General features: G+C 70.3%; 14 protein-coding genes. All 14 read left to right on the top strand.

Annotated elements, in window-relative coordinates:
• Window positions 1-292: 292 nt before the first annotated feature.
• The 14 genes from ASG60_RS23635 to ASG60_RS18995 all read left to right on the top strand — a co-directional run bounded on the left by ASG60_RS23635 (window position 293) and on the right by ASG60_RS18995 (window position 20,435).
• Window positions 293-2,509, top strand: coding sequence for a DUF4132 domain-containing protein (locus ASG60_RS23635; protein ID WP_244476714.1), 2,217 nt, complete (start codon window positions 293-295; stop codon window positions 2,507-2,509).
• 14 nt (window positions 2,510-2,523) lie between these two features.
• Window positions 2,524-6,429: a DUF4132 domain-containing protein gene (locus tag ASG60_RS19055; protein ID WP_056387157.1), complete on the top strand. Its 3,906-nt coding sequence runs from the start codon at window positions 2,524-2,526 to the stop codon at window positions 6,427-6,429.
• Window positions 6,426-7,556 (top strand): VWA domain-containing protein, encoded by a 1,131-nt coding sequence (locus ASG60_RS19050; protein WP_056387156.1) that lies wholly within the window; start codon window positions 6,426-6,428, stop codon window positions 7,554-7,556. Before ASG60_RS19055 ends, ASG60_RS19050 begins: the two co-directional genes overlap by 4 nt.
• A gap of 6 nt (window positions 7,557-7,562) precedes the next feature.
• Window positions 7,563-9,491 (top strand): SWIM zinc finger family protein, encoded by a 1,929-nt coding sequence (locus ASG60_RS19045; protein ID WP_056387153.1) that lies wholly within the window; start codon window positions 7,563-7,565, stop codon window positions 9,489-9,491.
• Window positions 9,492-9,836: 345 nt separating this feature from the next.
• Complete coding sequence (locus ASG60_RS19040) at window positions 9,837-10,868, top strand: ABC transporter substrate-binding protein (RefSeq protein WP_056167089.1); 1,032 nt, start codon at window positions 9,837-9,839, stop codon at window positions 10,866-10,868.
• A 14-nt stretch (window positions 10,869-10,882) separates the two neighbouring features.
• Window positions 10,883-11,779 carry an ABC transporter ATP-binding protein gene (locus ASG60_RS19035; RefSeq protein WP_056387151.1) on the top strand — a complete coding sequence of 299 codons (897 nt, stop codon included), beginning with the start codon at window positions 10,883-10,885 and terminating at the stop codon, window positions 11,777-11,779.
• Window positions 11,779-12,651: an ABC transporter permease gene (locus tag ASG60_RS19030; RefSeq protein ID WP_056167096.1), complete on the top strand. Its 873-nt coding sequence runs from the start codon at window positions 11,779-11,781 to the stop codon at window positions 12,649-12,651. Before ASG60_RS19035 ends, ASG60_RS19030 begins: the two co-directional genes overlap by 1 nt.
• A gap of 308 nt (window positions 12,652-12,959) precedes the next feature.
• Window positions 12,960-13,151, top strand: coding sequence for a hypothetical protein (locus ASG60_RS19025; protein ID WP_056167109.1), 192 nt, complete (start codon window positions 12,960-12,962; stop codon window positions 13,149-13,151).
• 55 nt (window positions 13,152-13,206) lie between these two features.
• A complete protein-coding gene (gene cysE / locus ASG60_RS19020) occupies window positions 13,207-14,070 on the top strand; it encodes a serine O-acetyltransferase (protein WP_056167112.1) in 864 nt (287 codons plus the stop codon).
• Between the two features lie 327 nt (window positions 14,071-14,397).
• Window positions 14,398-15,789, top strand: coding sequence for a family 2B encapsulin nanocompartment shell protein (locus tag ASG60_RS23815; RefSeq protein ID WP_056167115.1), 1,392 nt, complete (start codon window positions 14,398-14,400; stop codon window positions 15,787-15,789).
• Entirely contained in the window at window positions 15,776-17,800 is a 2,025-nt protein-coding gene (locus ASG60_RS19010) for a family 2A encapsulin nanocompartment cargo protein cysteine desulfurase (RefSeq protein WP_056387149.1), read from the top strand. Before ASG60_RS23815 ends, ASG60_RS19010 begins: the two co-directional genes overlap by 14 nt.
• A 96-nt stretch (window positions 17,801-17,896) precedes the next feature.
• Entirely contained in the window at window positions 17,897-18,847 is a 951-nt protein-coding gene (locus ASG60_RS19005) for an aliphatic sulfonate ABC transporter substrate-binding protein (protein ID WP_156398962.1), read from the top strand.
• Window positions 18,848-18,849: 2 nt separating this feature from the next.
• A complete protein-coding gene (locus ASG60_RS19000) occupies window positions 18,850-19,692 on the top strand; it encodes an ABC transporter permease (protein WP_056387145.1) in 843 nt (280 codons plus the stop codon).
• 8 nt (window positions 19,693-19,700) lie between these two features.
• The gene (locus ASG60_RS18995; RefSeq protein WP_056387143.1) at window positions 19,701-20,435 is read left to right on the top strand and encodes an ABC transporter ATP-binding protein; all 735 of its coding nucleotides are present in this window, start codon (window positions 19,701-19,703) and stop codon (window positions 20,433-20,435) included.
• Window positions 20,436-20,439: the final 4 nt, after the last annotated feature.

Below are 20,439 nucleotides of genomic sequence, written 5' to 3'. Positions count from 1 at the left end.
AGGGCAAGGGACAGGCGAAGGGCGGCCCGGCCTACGCGCCCCGCGCCATTGCCCTGGTGGCCGTCACGGCGCGGAGGCGGCACGAGCCTGGGCCGCCTCCGGCGGCGGCAAGCTCTCCGGGCGGCTCGACCGATTGCTCGCGGATGACCGGCCGCCCGCGCCGCGCGAGGCATGGCCGAGCATCCTGCGCGATCCCCCCTGGCGGCGCGGGGCCGCAGCGCGCGGGCGCATCGCTCTTAACCTGGCGCCGATCCCGACGCCCTTCGCGCACGAATTCGACGCCGCGGAGGCGATGGATGACGCGACTTACGGCTACCGGGCGGGCTTCATCGTCGAGGGCATGGACCGCTTGGTGGAGCGGATTCGCGAGACCGAGGCCGAGGGCGAGGCGAAGTACACAAGGCCGATCCCGCCGCCCGTCACACCGGTCCCGGCGGTCGGAACTTCCCCGGAGGCCGCCCTGGAATGGCTCGACCGCCGGCTCGATCGGGACGGGTTCGGCGGATTTTTCTGCTACATCTACGATTCCTGGTTCACCGGCGTCACCTGGCAACCGGAACCGCTGGCGCTCATCCTCTGGGAGAAGACAGTCCCCCTGCTGGCACTCTCCGGGGTCCGGCACGACCAGACTGCCGCGATGGTCGTCCGCTTCGGCGAACGCGCCCTGCCGGGCCTCGTCGCCATCGTGGCGGCCGAGCCGGAGGATAAGCTTCCGCATGTGCTCAAGGTGGATGCGGCCGCCCTCACGCCCATCGCCGCGCGGGCCTTTCATCGGACCAAGCGGGCGCGGCCAGCGGCAGTGGCGTGGCTGCGCGCCCATCCCCGCACCGCCGCCCTGCGGCTCCTGCCCGATGCCCTCGGCGCCCCGGGCCCGGAACGCGACGCGGCCGATGCGGCGCTGCGCTTCCTCGCCTCCGAGCCCGCGGGCCGGGCGGCTTTCGACGCGGCGGTGGCGGCCTATGCGGCGATCGATCCGCGCGTGCCCGAGGCGGTGGTATCCGGCGTCGACAGCGATCCGCTGGATCAGGTGCCGGTCAAGCCCCCGAAGCTGCCGCCCTGGCTCGTACCCGCAGCCCTTCCGCGTCCGGTCCTACTCGCGGGCGGTACGCTGCCCAATGCGGCGATAACGGCGTTCTGCGAGATGCTCGCCTTCTCGTCCCCCCTGACCCCGTATGCGGGGATCGCGCCCGTGCGGGCGGCCTGCACGCCGGAGAGCCTCGACGCCTTCGCCCTCGCGGTGTTCCAGTCTTGGCTCGCGGCCGGCGCCAACGTGGCCGGCGAATGGGCGATGCGGACCCTCGCGCTCATCGGCGGCGACGCCTGCGCCCGCGATCTCACCCGTCAGATCCGTGCCTGGGGCCAAGCGGGCCTCAAACCCCGGGGCAAGGCCGGCATCGCCGTCCTCGCCGGCATCGGCAGCGACGCGGCCCTCATGAACCTCAGCGCGTTGGCCGAGAAGAACCCGCTGCTGCAGCTGCGCGAGGCGGCGCGCGACGCCATCGCGGACGCCGCCGAGACGCGCGGGCTCGATGCTGTCGAACTCGCCGACCGGCTCTCCCCCGATCTCGGCTTGGACGCACGCGGCGGCCTCGACCTGTCCTTCGGCACACGTCACTTCCGTGTCGGCCTCGACGAGACTCTGAGGCCCTGGCTACGGAATGCGGACGGCCAGCGGCTTCCCGCCCTGCCGCGCGCGACCAAGACCGACGACCCCGAACTGGCCAAGCAGGCGGCCAAGCTGTGGGCAGGGCTGAAGAAAGACGCGGAGGATGCGGGCCGGCTCCAGATCTCCCGGCTCGAGACCATGCTGGCGACGGGGCGACGCATCGGGCCGGACGTGTTCCAGCCGTTCTTCGCGGGGCATCCGCTGATCCGCCATCTCGCCGGCCGCCTCGTCTGGGGACTCTACGAAGACCGGCTGGCAACGACCGCGCCGCGGGTCGCCTTCCGGCTGGCCGAAGACCTGACCGCAACCGATGCGGAGGATGCCGCACTCGACCTCGACCTCGCAGCCCTCGACGGCGTGGTCGGCCTCGTCCACCCGCTGCACCTGACCCCCGACACCCTGGCGGCCTGGACCGCGCTGTTCGCCGATTACGAGATCGCCCAGCCGTTTCCCCAGCTCGCACGGGAGATTTACGCCTTCACGCCGGCTGAGGCGGCGGCCTCCGCCACGGATCGCTTCGACGGCGTGCGGGTCGCCGGGCGGCGCCTGCGCGGTCTGCGGTCTCAGGGCTGGTCGTCGGATACGGCAAGCGAGCATGTCTGTTCGGTGCAACGGCCTACCCCTCTCGGCGGAGCCGACCTCTTCGCCGTGCTCCGCTTCGAAGACGGTCTGTGGCATCGGTCCGGGCCGGAGGGCGACGAAGTCCAGGCCCTGAGGGCGCTGACCCTGACCGAGACGGGCTGGGGTGCATCCACCGCGCATCGTTTCGGTGATCTCGATCCGGTGACCGCGAGCGAAATCCTGCGCACGCCCAGCCTGCTCGCGGCGACGGGCGGCGAATAGAGAGGGGAACCGACATGGACCGTTACGAACTGGTCGAGGGCTCGTCCGCCAAGTTCTGGGAAGCCGATGTCACCGGGACGACGCTGACCGTGCGCTTCGGACGCCTCGGCACCCAGGGTCAGAGCAAGGACAAGACCTTTCCGGACGAAGCCGCCGCCGTGAAGGAGAAGGACAAGCTCGTCCGCGAGAAGACGGCGAAAGGTTATGCCCGGGTCGGTGCGGCACCGGCCGCGGCGGTCGAGCAGGCCGCGCCGGCCAGTGCTACGGCCGGCAAAACGACGGCCAGTAAGGCGACTCCGAAGGCTTCGAAGGTCGCGCCGCCCGAGGAAGCGCCTCCCGAACCGCCGGGCGATCCGGTCTCGCTGGCTGCCGAGCCGGAAGCCGCATCCGTGGCGAAGGCCGCAGCGGGCCCTTCGGCCCCGACGCCGTCAGGTGCGGTGTTCGACGGCACTCCGCTGCCGACACGGCTCAGGCCCGGCCGACACCTGACCGGCGAGGAGGCGTTGCGGGCGGTCCGCGCGACCCTGCCCGCCCTCGTGGGCGACACGGAAAGCCTCCGTCTCATCGAAACGATGCCCACACCGGACGGCATGGGCGACTGGATCCGATCCATCTGGGATCTGGCCGAGGACGAGACCGAACATCGGAGCTTCCGCGCAGGCACCCATCACGCTGCCGACCTCCTCAGGTTCATGGATGCGGCTCTGCGCTTCCTCGTGGAAAGCGGGGGGGCGATGGAGGCGGCACGGTTCGCCGACCGGATGCGGCCCGGCACGCGCAGGCAGGGCCACTATCAGAACCTCGCCTGGGCGGCGCCACTTCAGCTTGCGACGCGCGCGGCCCTCGTCCACGCAACGGACGCGGATTACGACGCGGCGGTCGCCTTCCTGAACGACCGGATCGCCGAGACGCCGGACTGGCCGACGGCGGCCGCCTTCGCCTTCATCCTCGCGGACGACCGGCCAGCGAGGCACGGCCTGCAGCCCCTCGCCGTGCTGGAAGCCGCCACGGCGGCCGGCATCGATGTCGCCGCGGACAGGAACTTCCTGCCCCTCGTGGCGGATTCCGATCCGGCCGCGGCGGCGCCCTGGCGCACGAAGCGCAGCTATCACATGTATTTCGGCGACGGCGTCAATGAGTCGGACGCCGCCGCCACGCTTATCGCGGTGGCCCGCTCCACCGGGCAGCCGGCCCTGCCGGGGCTCGACTGGATCCTGCACTACGCCCTCGACGAGCAGCGGACGGCGGTCGCGCGGGCGATGCTGTCGACGGGCGAGCCCGGTGCCCTGGCCACCCTGCTGCCACACCTGTACGAGAAGCCGATCGCGGCCGCCCTCGACGCGGCCATGGCGGCAGACCCGGCCGTGATCGTCCCCCGCTGCCTCGCGGTCCTGGCCGGCGGCCGGGCCGAGCCGGCGCTCCGCGCCCGCGCGGTGCGCGCCCTCGACACCCACGGCCCCGACACGATCCGGGGCTGGATCGGGGACACCGACGGGCGCGCCGCGCGCTTCCTCGACGGGCTCGTGCAGGCCCGGGCCGTTCCCCTCGCGGAGCGGGCCGCGTGGCCCCGTGTGCTGCGCGATCCGCCGTGGCGGGCCCGGATGCGGGGTGCGGACGATCTCGTCCTCGACCTCGCGCCGCTACCGACGCCGTTCGCCTTCGAGGCGATGGAGGTACCGGACAATCACTGGCGCGGCTATCGCGCCCGCATCCTCAACGACATGAGCGAACTCCCCGCCTTCATCGAGGCGGCCGAGACGGCTAAACCGGAGCAAGGCTGGGTCAAGATCCCGTCGGCACTGTCCCCACCGCCGCTCGACGATCCCGACGCCCTGCTCGAATGGCTCGCCGCGCGTCTGCGGCAGATCGATCAGAGCTGCCGTTACTGGATGTCGTCGCCGTATCATGGGCTGGTCGGAAGCACGGAGAAGCAGCCGGCCCCCCTGGCTCTCAAGCTGTGGTCGCTTGCCGGAATCCTCGTGGGTCACAGCCACATCTCGCTCTGGCCGGAGATCGTCACGAGGATGCTGTCGCGGTTCGGCGAGACGGCGATGCCGGGCCTCATCGCCCTGATCGAAGCCGATCCCGTCGGATTGCTGCCCACCGTCCTCGCCATCGATGCGGAGGGCCTGGCTCCGCCCGCGGCGCGCGCCCTCGTGAAGCTCAAGAAGGCCCGTACCCCGGCACTGGCCTGGCTGCGTCGGCACCGCAGCACGGCGATCACCCGCCTCGTGCCCGACGCCGTCGGCAAGCCCGGGGCGACCCGCGACGCCGCCGAACACGCCCTGCGGGTCTTCGTATCCGACCGCCCGGACGGGCGTGCCGCCATCGAAGCGGTGGTCGCAGCCTATGCGGACCGCGAGCCGCGCGTCGCCGCGGCGGTAGCCCAGGTGCTCGATCGCGACCCCCTCGGCCGCGTGCCGGCCAAGGTCGGCAAGCCTCCGGCCTGGGTCGTGCCGGGAGCGCTGGCGAAACCCTGCCTGCGCGCGGGCGGGGCGCTCCCGGACGAGGCCGTGGGGACGCTTTGCGAGATGCTGTCCTTCACCAACCCCGATGCCGTCTATGCCGGGGTGCCGATGGTGCGCGAGGCCTGCACGCCCGAGAGTCTCGCGGCCTTCGCCTGGGATCTCTTCTCCGCCTGGACCGCCGCCGGCACGCCCTCGAAGGACGGCTGTGCCCTGCGCACCCTGGGCTGGTTCGGGGACGACAGCACGGCCCGCGACCTCACGCGCCTGATCCGTCGCTGGCCGGGGGAGGCGGCCCATGTCCGCGCGGTCACGGGCCTCGACGTGCTCGTCGACATCGGCTCGGACGTGGCGCTGATGAACCTCAACGGCATCGCCGAGAAGCTCAAGTTCAAGGGCCTTCAGGAAAAGGCACGCGAGAAGATCGCGCAGCTCGCCGAGGCACGGGGCCTCTCACCGGAGGAGTTGTCCGACCGGCTCGCCCCGGACCTCGACCTCGACGAGCGCGGCGGCCTCGACCTCGATTTCGGTACCCGGCAGTTCCGCGCCGGCTTCGACGAGGTGCTGAAGCCCTGGGTGCGGGATGCGGCGGGCGCACGGCTCAAGGACCTGCCGAAACCGATCAAGTCCGACGACGCCGAGAAGGCGGCGGCGGCCACCGCCCGCTGGAGCGCCCTGAAGAAGGATGCCCGCGCGGTGGCGAGCCTGCAGGTGGCACGGCTGGAGGCGATGCTCGTCACCTCGCGCCGGGTCCGGCCGGAGGTGTTCGGACCGTTCTTCTCCGCTCATCCCCTGGTCCGCCACCTCACCCAGCGCCTCGTCTGGGGGACCTTCGCCGACGCCGACCCGCGGACTCTGCCCACCGCGACGTTTCGCGTCGCCGAGGACCTGAGCTTCACGGACGGGGTGGACGCACCGGCCGAGATCGACCTCGCGCCGGAGGCGGCGGGCCTCATCGGCCTCGTCCACCCGCTGCATCTCGACCCCGACGTGCTGACCGCCTGGGGCACGCTGTTCGGCGACTACGAGATCGCGCAGCCCTTCCCGCAGCTCGGCCGCGAGACGTTCGCCTTCACCGAAGCCGAACGGGGCGCGGCCAAGACGAAGCGGTTCGAGGGTGTGGTCGTCGAATCGAAACGCCTGCGCGGCATGCCGGCGCGCGGCTGGCGCCTCGGCGATCCGCAGGACGGCGGCGGCATCTGGTGGATCGAGCACGCCTTCCTGTTCTCCGGTGGGGCACCGGGCAAGGCGTCGCTGACTTTCGCCGACGGCCTGTTCACCGGGGCGCCCGAGTTCGAGGAAGCCTCGCAGACCCTGGGCGAACTGACCCTGGAAAGCCCATGGGGGGCGCCGTCCACGGGAGCGAACCAGCGCGGCTTCGGCGATCTCGACCCGGTCACCGCGAGCGAGTTGCTGCGGAGTCCGAGCCTGCTGGCCGAGACGCGCCTTCGATGAGCCTCGATCCGGCCACGCGCTGGCGCCTGATCCTCGGCGAGGCGGCGGAGTCCGCCTGCGCCGGCGCAGGCTGCCGCCTCTCCGGCCGGGCGGCGGCCATGGACCGCGCACTCGACTGGCTCTACGGCCGCGATGGCGGCGGCGCGGAACGAGGCGAGCGCCGACAAGGCGGCCGCGAGGGCTCGGCCCTCACCGTGCCGGACTGGATCAACGCGGTCCACACTCTGTTCCCGCAAGAGACTATCGAGCGGTTGGAGCGCGACGCCATCGAACTCTACGCCATCGACGACGTGATCACGAACCCCGAGGTGCTCGCCCGCGCCGAACCCAACGAGACCCTGCTCAAGGCGGTCCTGCGCACCAAGCACCTCATGGCGCCGGACGTGCTGGTGATGGCGCGCCGGCTCGTGCAGGAAGTGGTGCGCCGCCTCATGGAACAGCTCGCCCGCGATCTCGCGGTCGCCTTCGGCGGCGTCCTCGACCGGCGCCGCCATACCCGGCTCCCCGGCGCCCGGGACCTCGACCTCAATCGCACCATCCGGGACAACCTGCGCCACTACGACCCCGAGCGACGGCGCATCACCGTCGAGCGCCTGCACTTCTTCGCCCGCAACCGGCGCCGGATGCAGCCCTGGCAGGTGATCCTTCTCGTGGACCAGAGCGGGTCGATGCTCGATTCGGTCATCCACGCCTCGGTGATGGCGGCCTGCCTGTGGAAGCTGCCGGGTATCGAGACCCACCTCGTTGCCTTCGACACCGCCTTGGTCGACCTGACCCGCGACTGCGACGACGCCTGCGCATTGCTCATGAAGGTCCAGCTCGGCGGCGGCACCGATATCGGCGGCGCCGTCGGCTACGCGGCCGGGCTGATCACCGCTCCCGAACGCGCCATCGTCATCGTGGTCTCGGATTTCTACGAGGGTGCGAGCGAGGCCGTGCTCGTCGCCAGGGTGCGGGCCCTTACAGGCCAGCGCACCAAGGTGCTCGGGCTCGCCGCCCTCGATTCGCAGGCGCGGCCGGCCTACGACCGGGCCATGGCGCAGCGTCTGGTCGAGGCCGGGGCCGAAATCGCCGCGATGACGCCGGGCGAACTCGCCGGCTGGCTCGCGCACGTCATCCGGAGCTAGTGGCGGATGGCGCGCGCCGATCTCCTCGCGCTTACCGACGCGAGCCTGACCCAGCTTTCCAACGCAGGCCTCGTGAAACGGGCGGTGCGCGAGGTCACGGCCGGGCAGGGACCGGTCCTCGCGGAGGCGCCGGACAGCACCGTCGAAGCCCGCTTCGCCGACGGGACGCTGACCCGCCTCGACCCCGGCCAGCCACCGGGGCAGGCGACCTGCACCTGCCCGGCGAGCGGAATGTGCCGCCACCGCGTCGCCCTCGTCGTCGCCTACCGCGCCAGCGCGAATGCGGGCGCACCCGCTTCGCGGGCGGATGGGGAAGCGGGACCTTGGGACCCCGGCACCCTGGACGGCCAGGCATTCGAGGCCGGCCTCAGCTCCGCTGCCGCAGCCGAGCTGAAGCGCCTGCTTTCCGCTGGCGTGACCGTGGGGCTCGATCATGGGGCGGTCCCGGCGGCGCGTCTGCCCACGGCGAGCGTGCGCTTCCTTGTTCCCGACGCCGTCGGCTACGCGCGCTGCGATTGTGCGGCCGGCGGCGGCTGCGCCCATGTGGCGGTGGCGATCCGCGCCTTCCGTGAGGCCGGGGGCGGGGCGGAGGTGCGGCTCGGGGACGACAGAGTTCCCCTCGATCACGGAACGGACGACCTCGCGGACGCCGTGGGCGAACTCGTCGCCGGACTTCTCGACGCCGGGGTCACGGCCGGGCCGGAGGCCCATGCGGCGGCCCTCGGACGGCTGCGTCGGGCCGCACAGGCGCGGGGGGCCACGCAAATCCTGCTGGCGGAAGCCGACCTCACCGCGCAGATCGCAGCTTACGCGACCCGCAATGCAACGCACGACGAAGCCAGGGTGCTGCAACTTGTGACCGAACTCCTGGCGCGAGTCCGGGTGGGCGGTGCCGCCGCCCTCGGCCTCGGCCAGCCCTACGAAACGCCCATGGCCAAGACGCGCCTCGTCTCCCTCGGCGCCCGGCTGGTGACGCGAGGGCGCGAAGTCCTGGCGCGGGTCGCACTCGCCGACACGGATACGGGTGCGACCCTCGCGCTGGAACGCACCTACGCGCCGGCCGAAGACGAGGCGGACTTCGTCACGCATCTGCCTGGGCGCGCCCTCACGCCGGGCCTGTCGCTCGGCGGCCTCGGCCGGGGTCAGATTCTCACCAGCGTGGCCCGGCGGCGGGCCGATGGCCTGTTGGCGCTCGGCCAGGGCGCGCGCGGGCGGACGGCACTCCTGCCGCGCGAGCCCTTGCTGCGCCTGCCCGCTCCCCTCGCGGCGACCCGGACGGGCGAGATCCTGCGCCGCCTCGCCCAGCGCCCACCGGGCTTCCTGCGGCCGCGCGACCGGCTCGATGCCTTCCACGTCTTCGACGTGGCGGAGGTCGTGGGCCAAGCGTGGTCGGCGGGCGCGCAGATCTGGCAGGCGGCGGTCGATCTTCCCCATGGTGGCGGTACGCTGCGGCTCGCGCGCACCTACGATCGAACCGCGCCCGGCGCCCTCGACGCCCTCGCGGGCGCCTTTTCCGAACGGTGGGGCCCCGTACGGCAGGTCGCCGGCCCCGTATGGATCGTGGACGGCGCCCTGGTCTGCGATCCTTGGTCCATCGGAACCGATCGACTTTTGGTGCCCGACCTTGCGGCTCCGGACGCCGCCGGAACAGCGTTCGTGCCCGGCGCGATTGCAGGCGCTCAGACCATCCTCGAAGAGGCCGCGGCTCTGCTTGCCGGCGCGCTCCACGGTGGGCGGCGCAGCTTCGCGGCAGTCGCCGGGGCGAGCGCCCCCCGCCTCGTGGCGCGGTTGCGAGACGGCGGCCATGCGATGACGGCGGTACGCCTCTCGGAAATCATGGGGTCGCGAGGGGAGGGCGGTGCGGCGTTCGGCCGGGCCGCCCTGTGGATCGCCGCGATGCTGGAGGATTCCGGACCGTACGAGGCCGACGCCTGACCGGGGTCCCGGTGAGCATGTCCCCCGGGGCTCGCCCCGCGCGAACGCCTCCATGAATACCGAGATCGAGGATCGCAGGGCTTGCGCATAGGGGCCGGTCTCGGTGCGAGCGACCGCGTCGCGTCCTCGGCGTGGCCTGTCACACCATCCTCGTCCGTGCCTCTGTGGAAAAGCGGGGCAAAAGGATTCCGGTCCAATTTCGAGGGCTTTCCGAGGGCACTTCACCTCCAATCGACGCTCTTTAAAGATAATGCTTTCGTTGACCCAAGAACAACGACTGTGCAGATTCAAGCTTCTTCGCAAGGCAACATTGCGAAGGAGATTTGATCGAAAAAGGCGCGGACGATGACAAAGCAACGCGGCGCGCTCTCGCGTCGGAACGCCGTGGGACTGGTCGCAAGCCTTGCGCTGTCCCTGGCGAGCTTCGGCGGGGCGAGGGCGGACGAGGGCCAGCTGCGCATCGCCAAGCAGTTCGGTGTCGTCTACCTGCTCCTCAACGTCGCCGAGGATCAGAAGCTCATCGAGAAGCACGGCAAGCAAGCCGGCCTCGACATCAAGGTGGACTATGTCCAGCTGTCGGGCGGCTCTGCCGTGAACGACGCCCTGCTGTCGGGCAACATCGAGATCGCCGGCGCGGGCGTCGGCCCCCTCTTCACCCTGTGGGATCGCACGAAGGGACGGCAGAACGTCAAGGGCGTCGCCTCGCTCGGGAACTTTCCCTACTACCTCGTGACCAACAATCCCGCCGTCACGAGCATCGGTGACTTCACCGAGAAGGATCGGATCGCGGTGCCGGCGGTGGGCGTCTCGGTGCAGTCGCGCATCCTGCAGATGGCCTCCGCCAAGCAGTGGGGCGACAAGGACTACGCCCGGCTCGACAAGATCAGCGTCGCCATTCCCCATCCGGAGGCGGCGGCCGCCATCATCAAGGGGGGCACGGAGATCTCGGGCCATTTCGGCAACCCGCCGTTCCAGGATCAGGAACTCGCCGAGAATCCGAAGGCCCGGATCGTCCTGAACTCCTACGCGGTCCAGGGCGGCCCGGCCTCGTCCACGGTGCTCTACGCGACCGAGAAATTCTACAAGACCAGTCCGAAGACCTACAAGGCCTTCCTCGACGCCCTCGACGAGGCGGCCAAGTTCATCACCACGCAGCCCGAAAAGGCCGCCGAGATCTATCTCAAGACCACCGGCAGCAAGATCGATCGCGACCTGCTGGTGAAGATCATCAAGAACCCGGAAGTGACCTTCAAGGTGGCGCCGGAGAACACCATCGGTCTCGGCAAGTTCATGCACCGGGTCGGGGCGATCAAGACCGAGCCCAACGCCATCGGCGACTACTTCTTCGCCGATCCGCGCATCGACACCGGCAGCTGAAGGCGGCGCGCACCATGACGTTCGCCGCCACACGATCGGACCTCCCTCTCCTCGAGCGGGAACCGGCTCGCCCCGTCGCCCACGGGACGCGCGCGATATCGCCGCCGCAGGCACGCCCGGAGCCGGCCCCGTCGCCCCTCCTGCGCCTCGCCGGGGTCACCCTGGAATACCGGACGCCGGAGCGAGTGGTGCGCGCGACGCACCGCATCGATCTCGATGTCTACGAAGCGGACCGTTTCGTGCTGCTCGGCCCATCGGGCTGCGGCAAGTCCACCCTCCTCAAGGCGGCGGCCGGCTTCATCCGTCCCGTCGAGGGTGAGATCGCCCTCGACGGGGTGCCGGTGCGCGAGCCCGGTCCCGACCGCATCGTCGTCTTCCAGGAATTTGATCAGCTGCCCCCGTGGAAGACCGTGGCCCAGAACGTCGCGTTCCCCTTGCGGGCGACGCGTCTGCTGAGCCGACGGGAGGCCGGGGAACGTGCCCGGCACTACATCGACAAGGTCGGATTGTCGCGCTTCGCCGACAGCTACCCGCACCAGCTCTCGGGCGGCATGAAGCAGCGCGTCGCCATCGCGCGGGCGCTCGCCATGCAGCCGAAGGTGCTGATGATGGACGAGCCGTTCGCGGCCCTCGACGCCCTGACGCGCCGCCGGATGCAGGAGGAGTTGCTGAACCTGTGGGACGAGGCCCGCTTCACGCTGCTGTTCGTGACCCATTCCATCGAGGAGGCCCTGGTGGTCGGCAACCGCGTGGCCCTGCTCTCCCCCCATCCCGGTCGCGTCCGGGGCGAGTTCAACAGTCACGCGTTCGATCTCGGCAGCCTCGGCAGCCGCGAATTCCAGTCTGCGGTGCAGGGGCTGCACGCACGTCTGTTCGAGACGGACCCCGCATCCGCACCGGCGGCCGCATGATGGGCCGGACGCTCACGCCGCCTATTCGCCCGGAATACGACCGGGTCCTGCCGCCGTTCGTCGAGGCACCGGTGGAGCGCCTGCTGCCGCTGTCCACGCGTCTTTGGCAGCAGGACTGGCTGCGCAAGGGTCTCATCATCGCCGTGCTCGCCGTGGTCTGGGAGGGGCTGGCGCGCTGGCAGGACAACGACCTGCTGCTCCCCGGCTTCGTCGCCACCCTGTCGGCCCTGATCGAGGGCCTGATCGACGGCGAGTTGCTCGACCGGGTGTGGATCTCCCTCTCCCTCCTGGTGCAGGGCTACGTCTGCGGGATCGTGCTCGCCTTCGGGCTGACGACGCTGGCCGTCTCGACGCAGTTCGGCCGAGACCTGCTCTCGACCCTGACGGCGATGTTCAATCCGCTTCCGGCGATCGCGCTCCTGCCGCTGGCCCTGCTGTGGTTCGGCCTCGGTTCCGGCAGCCTGATCTTCGTGCTGATCCACTCCGTGCTGTGGCCGATGGCCCTCAACACCTATTCGGGCTTTCAAGGCGTGCCCGAGACCCTGCGCATGGCGGGGCGCAATTACGGCCTGCGCGGTCCGTCCTACGTGCTGCAGATCCTGATCCCGGCCGCCTTGCCGGCGATCCTGTCCGGGCTGAAGATCGGCTGGGCCTTCGCGTGGCGCACCCTGATCGCGGCGGAACTCGTCTTCGGCGCCGCGTCGGGACGCGGCGGGCTCGGCTGGTACATCTTCCAGAACCGCAACGAGCTCTACACCGACCGCGTCTTCGCGGGCCTCGTTCTCGTGGTGCTCATCGGCCTGTTCGTGGAGAACGTCGTCTTCGCGACCCTCGAACGCTTCACCGTTCGCCGCTGGGGCATGGCGCGCTGATCCATCCGGCGTGACGCCCCTGAAGGCCCGACGCACTGGTGTTCGGCGCCCCGCAGAACCGCACGGCTTCTCCCGTATTCCATATCCTCGTGCAGGCGCCCTCGGGGGAAGCGGAGCAATGGCATGAGCAAAACAGACGATCTATCTTGGACATTACCTAAAATCGGGATACAATGATGACATATACCGAATAAATACTACAAATCCATAATACTAAAGCAAAACAAACTCCGGGCAGACGCCGAAACGAAAAAAAGTATCACACCCCGGATTTCGCTTCGGCGAATCGGGGCCAGGGAGACAACACCATGACTCAGGGCGATCAGGTTGTTTTCGCACGGCTCGACGTGGCGGAGGCGCTGGGCATCTGGCGCCACGCCACGGGCCGGGTCATCGGCATCCATCCGGCGCCGGGCGAGGCCTTGGCCGTCGACGTCGAGTTCGCCGGGCACGGCGTCCTCGTCGGCTACAGCGCGTCCCTGTTCACACGCATCGCCTGATCCGGCGCACGCCTCGTCCGGTCGCGGCTCCATCCCCACCGCAGGATCACATCGAATGACGAGCGCCCTCCAAGCCGGCATCGCCCGCGCCGGCTTCACGCGGCCGCCCCTGCGCAGCGTCAGCCACACCGATGCGGAATCCGAGGTCTGGCGGGCCATGCGGAGCGAGGCCGAAGCGGCGATCGTCGAGGAACCGCTCTATGCCGGCATCATCCAGGCGACGATCCTAGACCAGCCGAGCCTGTCCCACGCCTTCGCGTATCGTCTCGCCCACCGCCTCGGCGACGGCGACCTCGCGCGCCTGTCCATGCGTGACCTCTGCCTCTCGGCTTTCGAGGCGGATCCGCATGCCGGAGCACATGCCGTGCGCGACCTCGTGGCCATCCGCGAGCGCGACCCGACCTGCCGGCGCTACCTCGATCCGTTCCTGTTCTACAAGGGATTGGCCGCACTCGAGGGCTACCGGGTCGCCCATTGGCTCTGGCACCAGGGCCGGGCGACCCTGAGCCTGCACGTTCAGAGCCGGATCTCCGAGGTGTTCGGCGCCGACATCCATCCCGCCGCGCGGATCGGCTCGGGGGTGTTCATCGACCACGCCACCGGCGTCGTCATCGGAGAGACCACGGTGATCGCCGACGACGTCTCGATCCTGCAATCGGTGACGCTCGGCGGCAACGGCAAGGAGAGCGGCGACCGCCACCCCAAGATCGAGCGCGGCGTGCTCCTCAGCGTCGGCGCCAAGGTGCTCGGCAACATCCGAGTCGGGGAGGGGGCGAAGGTCGCCGCGGCGGCCGTGGTGCTGCACGACGTGCCCGCCCACACCACGGTGGCAGGGGTGCCGGCCCGGGTGGTGTCGCGGCTCAAGACAGCCGAAGTCCCCGCCATGAGCATGGATCAGTTCTTCGGAGACGGGATTTAAAAAATTCCTTTCAGTCCAGGTGTTCTACGCGAGACAGCAACACGAGATGATTTTTTTGCCCCTCCCTTGCTGCCTAGCCAGTTCTATCTACGAGACACCAATGTACAATGCATTGAACTCCTTCAGTGCCAATATATAGAAGACCATTTTGTTGACCTTTGTTAATCGCGAAAGCTAAACCGAAATCGCTCCCGCACCGAAGCCCTTCGAGCGGCGGGCCGCAAACATAACCACCGAGAGCGGGCACGTCAGGCGCGGTTCCGATGCGATTCCATTCGCGTCGCGCGCATTCCCATGCCTCTGCCCGAAATACGGAGACGACCCCTAATGAGTGGACCCGGTCTGAGCGTGAGCGCTTCTGCGGCACGCAATCTCGCCACCGCGACCGTCACCTCGGTCCAGAACGCGGCCAACACTCCGCGCTGGTTCCATCGCCTGCTGCCCTTCGTCGATGTCGCCGGCGGCGTCTACCGGGTCAACCGCCGCGCCGTGGTGCTGGCGAAGCCCGGTCGGATCGAGCTGTCCAACGACGACGGTGCCCGCCTGGTGCGCCCGGCCTCCCTGCGCCGCATCCCCCTGTTCAGCCGGCTCGGCGACGCCGAGCTCTCGGCCCTGGCCTCCCGGTTCACGGCCTCCCAGCACAAGGCCGGCGACGTCATCGCCGAGGAAGGCTCGTCGGACCGCAGCCTGACCGTGGTGGCCGAGGGCACCGTCGAACTCACCCTGTCGGGACCGTTCAAGGGGCGCCTGCGCCAGGGGCTGGCCACCGGTGGCGACTATTTCGGTGACGGCGACCTCGTCGGCGAGAACACGCCCGCGCCGGCCGTGAAGGCGCTCTCGGCGGTGACGCTCCTGACCCTCGACCGGGCCGCCATCGAGGACGAGGGCATCCGCTCGCGCATCACCCAGTACGTGGAAGAGCGCGACCGCCTGAAGGGCCACACCAACTCCCACGGCGAGCAGGGCATCGAGCTTCTGGCGGTGCACACCGGCGAGCCGCGCCTGCCCACCACCTTCGTCGACTACGAGATCGATCCGCGCGAGTACCACCTCTCCACGATCCAGACGATCCTGCACACCCACACCCGCGTCACCGACCTCTACTCCAACGAGATCGACCAGCTGCGCGAGCAGATCCGCCTCACGGTCGACGCCGTGAAGGAGCGCGAGGAGTGGGAACTCTTCAACAATTCCGAGTTCGGCCTGCTGCACGAAGTCAGCCAGCGCCAGCGCATTCCGACCCGCGGCGGCCCGCCCACCCCGGACGACCTCGACGAGTTGCTCACCCTGGTCTGGAAGAAGCCCGCCTTCTTCGTGGCCCATCCCCGCGCCATCGCGGCCTTCGGCCGGGAAGCCACCCGGCGCGGCGTGCCCCCGGTGGTGATCCACCTGTTCGGCTCGCCCTTCCTCACCTGGCGCGGCGTGCCGATCGTGCCGAGCGACAAGCTGCCCATCGACCGCGATCCGGTGACCGGCGCCCAGACCACCTCGATCCTGCTCCTGCGCGTCGGCGAGCACGAACAGGGCGTCGTCGGCCTGCAGAAGTCCGGGGTCACCGGCGAGATCGAGACCGGCCTGTCGGTGCGCTACATGGGCACCAACGACCACTCCATCGCTTCGCACCTCGTGACCCGCTACTTCTCGGCCGCCGTCCTGGTCGAGGATGCCATCGCGCGTCTCGATAACGTGCTCCTGGGCAACTACCATGACTACGCCTGACGCGCCGTCCGCCGGTCTTCCCACGGGCAGTCTCCCCACGGGCGTGTTCGGCGATGCGGTGCATTCGGATCTCGTCGGGCGCCTCGCCCGCGAGATCTACGGTCAGGGGCAGGCCGCAAGCGCGCCCCTGACCCCGAACCTGCCGCAGACCCCGCAAGCCCCGCAGGCTCTGGAGAATCTTCCCCAGGGCTTCGGCCACCCCCAGGCCCCGAAGGCGGATCTGGGCACGCCCTCGATCCCGTCCGGCTCGGGTCCGTCGGGCCTGCAGCCCGATGTCTCGACGCTGGGGGCGCGCGCGTTCGGCACGCCACCGGTCGGCCTGCCGGGCCTGTCCGGGCCGGGTTTCGCCCAGCCGTCGGCATTTCCGTCGGTCCACCCCGAGGCGCAGGGCCCGGGGCGGGTCTTGCCGGAGTTCTTCGTGCCGAGCGTGCCCGAGGTGGCCGCCACCTTGCCCGGTGGCGTCGACCTCCACCGCACCGTCGCCAAGGACCATCCGCGCGCCAACGGCTTCGCCCACGGCCTCGCCCCGTCCCTGGTTCCGGCAGCGCCCGGCAGCCACGGCAAGGACGAAGCCCAGGAGACGTTCTCGCGCACCGGCCGGCTCTCGCCGGAGCCGGCCGGCCGGGAGTCGCCCCATAAGGTCGAGATCGGCGACGAGCCGTTCTCGCAGGGCGAGTACTACTTCCTCGCCGACCGCAGCCGGCCGGGCAGCGCGTCGCCGCGGGTGCAGCCGGGCCGTGGGCAGGGTCACGGGCATGCGCCGCATGTCTCGACCCAAGGGGCGAGCCCCGTCGCCGCGCCGTTCGACGTGGAGCGCGTCCGCAAGGACTTCCCGGCGCTGCACCAGAGCATCAACGGCCATCCCCTGATCTGGCTCGACAACGCGGCCACCACGCACAAGCCGCAGAGCGTCATCGACGCCACGTCGGAGTTCTACGCCCGCCACAACTCCAACATCCACCGGGCCGCCCACACCCTGGCGGCCCGCTCCACGGATCTGTTCGAAGGGGGCCGCGAGAAGGTGCGGCGCTTCCTCAATGCGCCCTCCAAGGACGACATCGTCTTCCTGCGCGGCACCACAGAGGCGATCAACCTCGTGGCCAATTCCTACGGCCGCGCCAATGTCGGTCCGGGTGACGAGATCATCGTCTCCCAGATCGAGCACCATGCCAACATCGTGCCCTGGCAACTCCTGACCCAGGCCACCGGCGCCACACTGCGGGTGATCCCCGTCAACGATCGCGGCGAGATCATCTTCGAGCAGTTCGCCGCACTGCTGTCGGGCCGCACCAAGATCGTGTCGGTGACCCACGTCGCCAACGCGCTCGGGACCATCAACCCGGTGGCGGAGATCATCGCCCTCTCCCACGCCTACGGGGTACCGGTGCTGGTGGATGCGGCCCAGTCCTCGCCGCACATCCCGCTGGACGTGCAAGCGCTGAACGCGGATTTCCTCGTGTTCTCCGGCCACAAGGTGTTCGGCCCAACGGGCATCGGTGCCCTCTACGGCAAGAAGCACCTGCTCGAGGCGATGCCCCCGTGGCAGGGCGGCGGCCACATGATCGAGGACGTCACCTTCGCGCGGACCGTCTACAAGGGCGCGCCGGAGAAGTTCGAGGCGGGCACGCCCGACATCGCCGGGGCCGTGGGTCTCGGCGCGGCGCTGGACTACCTCGAAAGCGTCGGACTGCCGGGCATCGCCGCCTACGAGCACGACCTGCTCGAGTACGCCCAAGCGGGCATCGCCGAGGTGAAGGGCCTGCGCCTCATCGGTACGGCCCGGCAGAAAGCCAGCGTCATGTCCTTCGTCGTCGACGGGCACGAGAACGAGGCGGTGGCCCACCACCTCGACGCACGCGGCATCGCCGTGCGGTCGGGGCATCACTGCGCCCTGCCGGCCCTGCGCCGGTTCGGCGTCGATCAGTCGGTGCGCGCGTCGCTCGCCTTCTACAACACCCGCCACGACGTCGACGTGTTCCTGAAGGCGCTGCACTCCCTGCCGCGCCGCTAGACTCCCCAACCGGCGGCGGCCCACGGGCCGCCGCGATGAACGAGCGAGCCTCCCATGCGTCACCTCAAAGCCGTTCCACGCCGCACGCTTCTCGCCATGGCCTGCGGCGCCCTCGCGCTCCTGGCGGCCCCGTGCCTGGCGCTGGCGGCCGAGGTGAAGGAGGTCCGCCTCGACTGGGCGACCTACAATCCGGTGAGCCTCGTCCTGAAAGAGAAGGGCTTCCTTGAGGAAGCCTTGAAGCAGAAGGGCATCGGAGTGCGCTGGGTGCAGTCGCTCGGCTCCAACAAGGCGCTGGAATTCCTCAATGGCGGCGCCATCGATTTCGGCTCCTCGGCCGGGGCCGCCGCCCTGCTCGCGCGGATCAACGGCAACCCGGTGAAGGCGATCTACGCTTTCTCGCAGCCCGAATGGACCGCCCTCGTCACCCGAAAGGACAGCGGCATCGCCAAACCTGCCGACCTCAAGGGCAAGCGCATCGCGGTCACCCGCGGCACCGATCCGCACATCTTCCTCATCCGCGCCCTCCAGGGCGCCGGCCTCACGGAGAAAGACGCCAAGCTCGTCCTGCTGCAGCATGCCGACGGACGTACCGCCCTGGAGCGCGGCGACGTCGATGCCTGGGCCGGCCTCGACCCGATGATGGCGGCAGCCGAGATCGAGGGCGGCAACGTGCTGTTCTTCCGCGATGCTTCGGCCAACACCTGGGGCGTCCTCGACGTGCGCGAGGATTTCGCGAAGGATCATCCCGACCTCGTGGCCACGGTGATCGCCGCCTACGAGCGCGCCCGCACCTACGCGCTGGCCAATCCGGCCGCCGTGCAGGTAGCGCTGATCGCGGCGACCAAGCTGCCCGAGGCCGTCATCGCCCGGCAACTGACCCGCACCGATCTGAGCCAGCCCGCGATCGGACCGGTCCAGGCGGCGAGCATCCGCGCCGCCGGCCTCGCCCTGCAGCAGGCGGGCGTCATCCCGGCCGAAACGGATGTGGCTGCGGCCGTCGACGGCCTCATCGACACTCGCTTCTCGCCCGCAACGGCCCAGCGCTGAGCATGGCTGCGGGGCTGACCGACACGGCGGAGGCGGATGGTCGGGAGGCGCCCGCCTCGGGGCTCCCGCTCCGTTGCGATCGCGTGGGCCGCGCGGTGCTGGGGTTGCTCCTCCCGCTCGGTCTGGCGATCGGGTGGGAGATCGCCGTCCGTGGCGGCCTGGCGCAGGGGCGCCTCGTTCCGCCGCCGAGCCGGGTTCTCGCCACCCTGTCGGACCTCGCCGCCTCGGGCGAGCTGTGGCTGCACGTCCAGGCCACCCTCGTGCGCGTCGCCTTCGGCTTCGTCCTCGGGGCAGGCCTCGGCATCGCCCTCGGCGCGGTGACCGGCACCCTGCCACTGGCGCGCCACCTCCTCGATCCGGCGTTCCAGGCCCTGCGGGCGGTACCGTCGCTGGCCTGGGTGCCCCTGTTCATCCTGTGGCTCGGTATCTTGGAGACGCCCAAGGTGGTTCTCATCGGCGTCGGCGTGTTCTTTCCGGTCTATGTCGGCGTATCGGGGGCCATCGCCTCCGTCGACCGCAAGCTGGTGGAGGTCGGGCGCATCTTCCGGCTGTCGAAACCGGCGCTGGCCCGCCGCATTCTGCTCCCGGCGGTCCTGCCCGCCACCATCGTCGCGCTCCGCACGGGCCTCGGCCTCGGCTTCCTGTTCGTGGTGGCGGCCGAGCTGATGGGCGCGTCCGAGGGGCTCGGCTACCTCCTCGTGGACGGCCAGCAATTCGGCAAGCCCGAGCAGATCCTTGCCGCGATCCTGGCCTTCGCGCTGCTGGGCAAGGCGGCCGACACGATCCTCGTCGTCCTGACCCGACCGCTCCTGCGCTGGCAGGACGTGGCGCGCGACATCCTCTAGGGGCGGATGTGCTCACCTTCCGGAACGTCTCCAAGACCTACGCCGACGGGACGCGGGCGCTCGCGGGCATTTCCGTCGAGGTGGCGCGTGGCGAAATTCTCGCCCTGGTCGGCGGCTCGGGCTGCGGGAAGACCACACTCCTGCGCCTCGCCGCCGGCCTCGATACGGCGAGCGGCGGAACGATCCGCCTCGACGGCGAGGTGCTCGACCGGCCCCATCCCGGCGTCGGACTCGTGTTCCAGGAGCCGCGCCTGCTGCCCTGGCTCACCATCGCGCAGAATGTCGGCTTCGGCCTCGCCGATCTTTCCGCACCGGAGCGAGTCAGGCGGGTCGCCCATGCCCTCGAGCGGGTCGGCCTCGCCGAGCACGCGGACCGTTGGCCGCGCGACCTCTCCGGCGGTCAACAGCAGCGGACCGCCATCGCCCGAGCCTTCGTGGCGCAGCCTAAGGTTCTCCTCCTCGACGAGCCGTTCTCGGCCCTCGACGCGGTGACGCGCCAGGATCTGCACGGCCACCTTCTCGGCCTCTGGGCCGAGACGCGCCCGACCATCGTCCTCGTCACCCACGATGTCGGGGAGGCCGCCGTGCTGGCCGACCGGGCCGTGGTGCTCCGCCCGAAGCCCGGCCGCATCCACGAGATCTTCGCGATCGCCACGCCCCGGCCGGGCGATCCGGATGCCAATGCGTCCACCACCCGCCAGCTCAGGGCAATCCTCGGCGCCTCGCTGCGGGCGAGCGGGTGAGGCG

This window comes from Methylobacterium sp. Leaf469, assembly GCF_001424745.1.
Lineage (GTDB): Bacteria > Pseudomonadota > Alphaproteobacteria > Rhizobiales > Beijerinckiaceae > Methylobacterium.
Note: the sequence above shows the minus strand (reverse complement) of the source record. Positions and strands in the feature narration are given on the sequence as shown.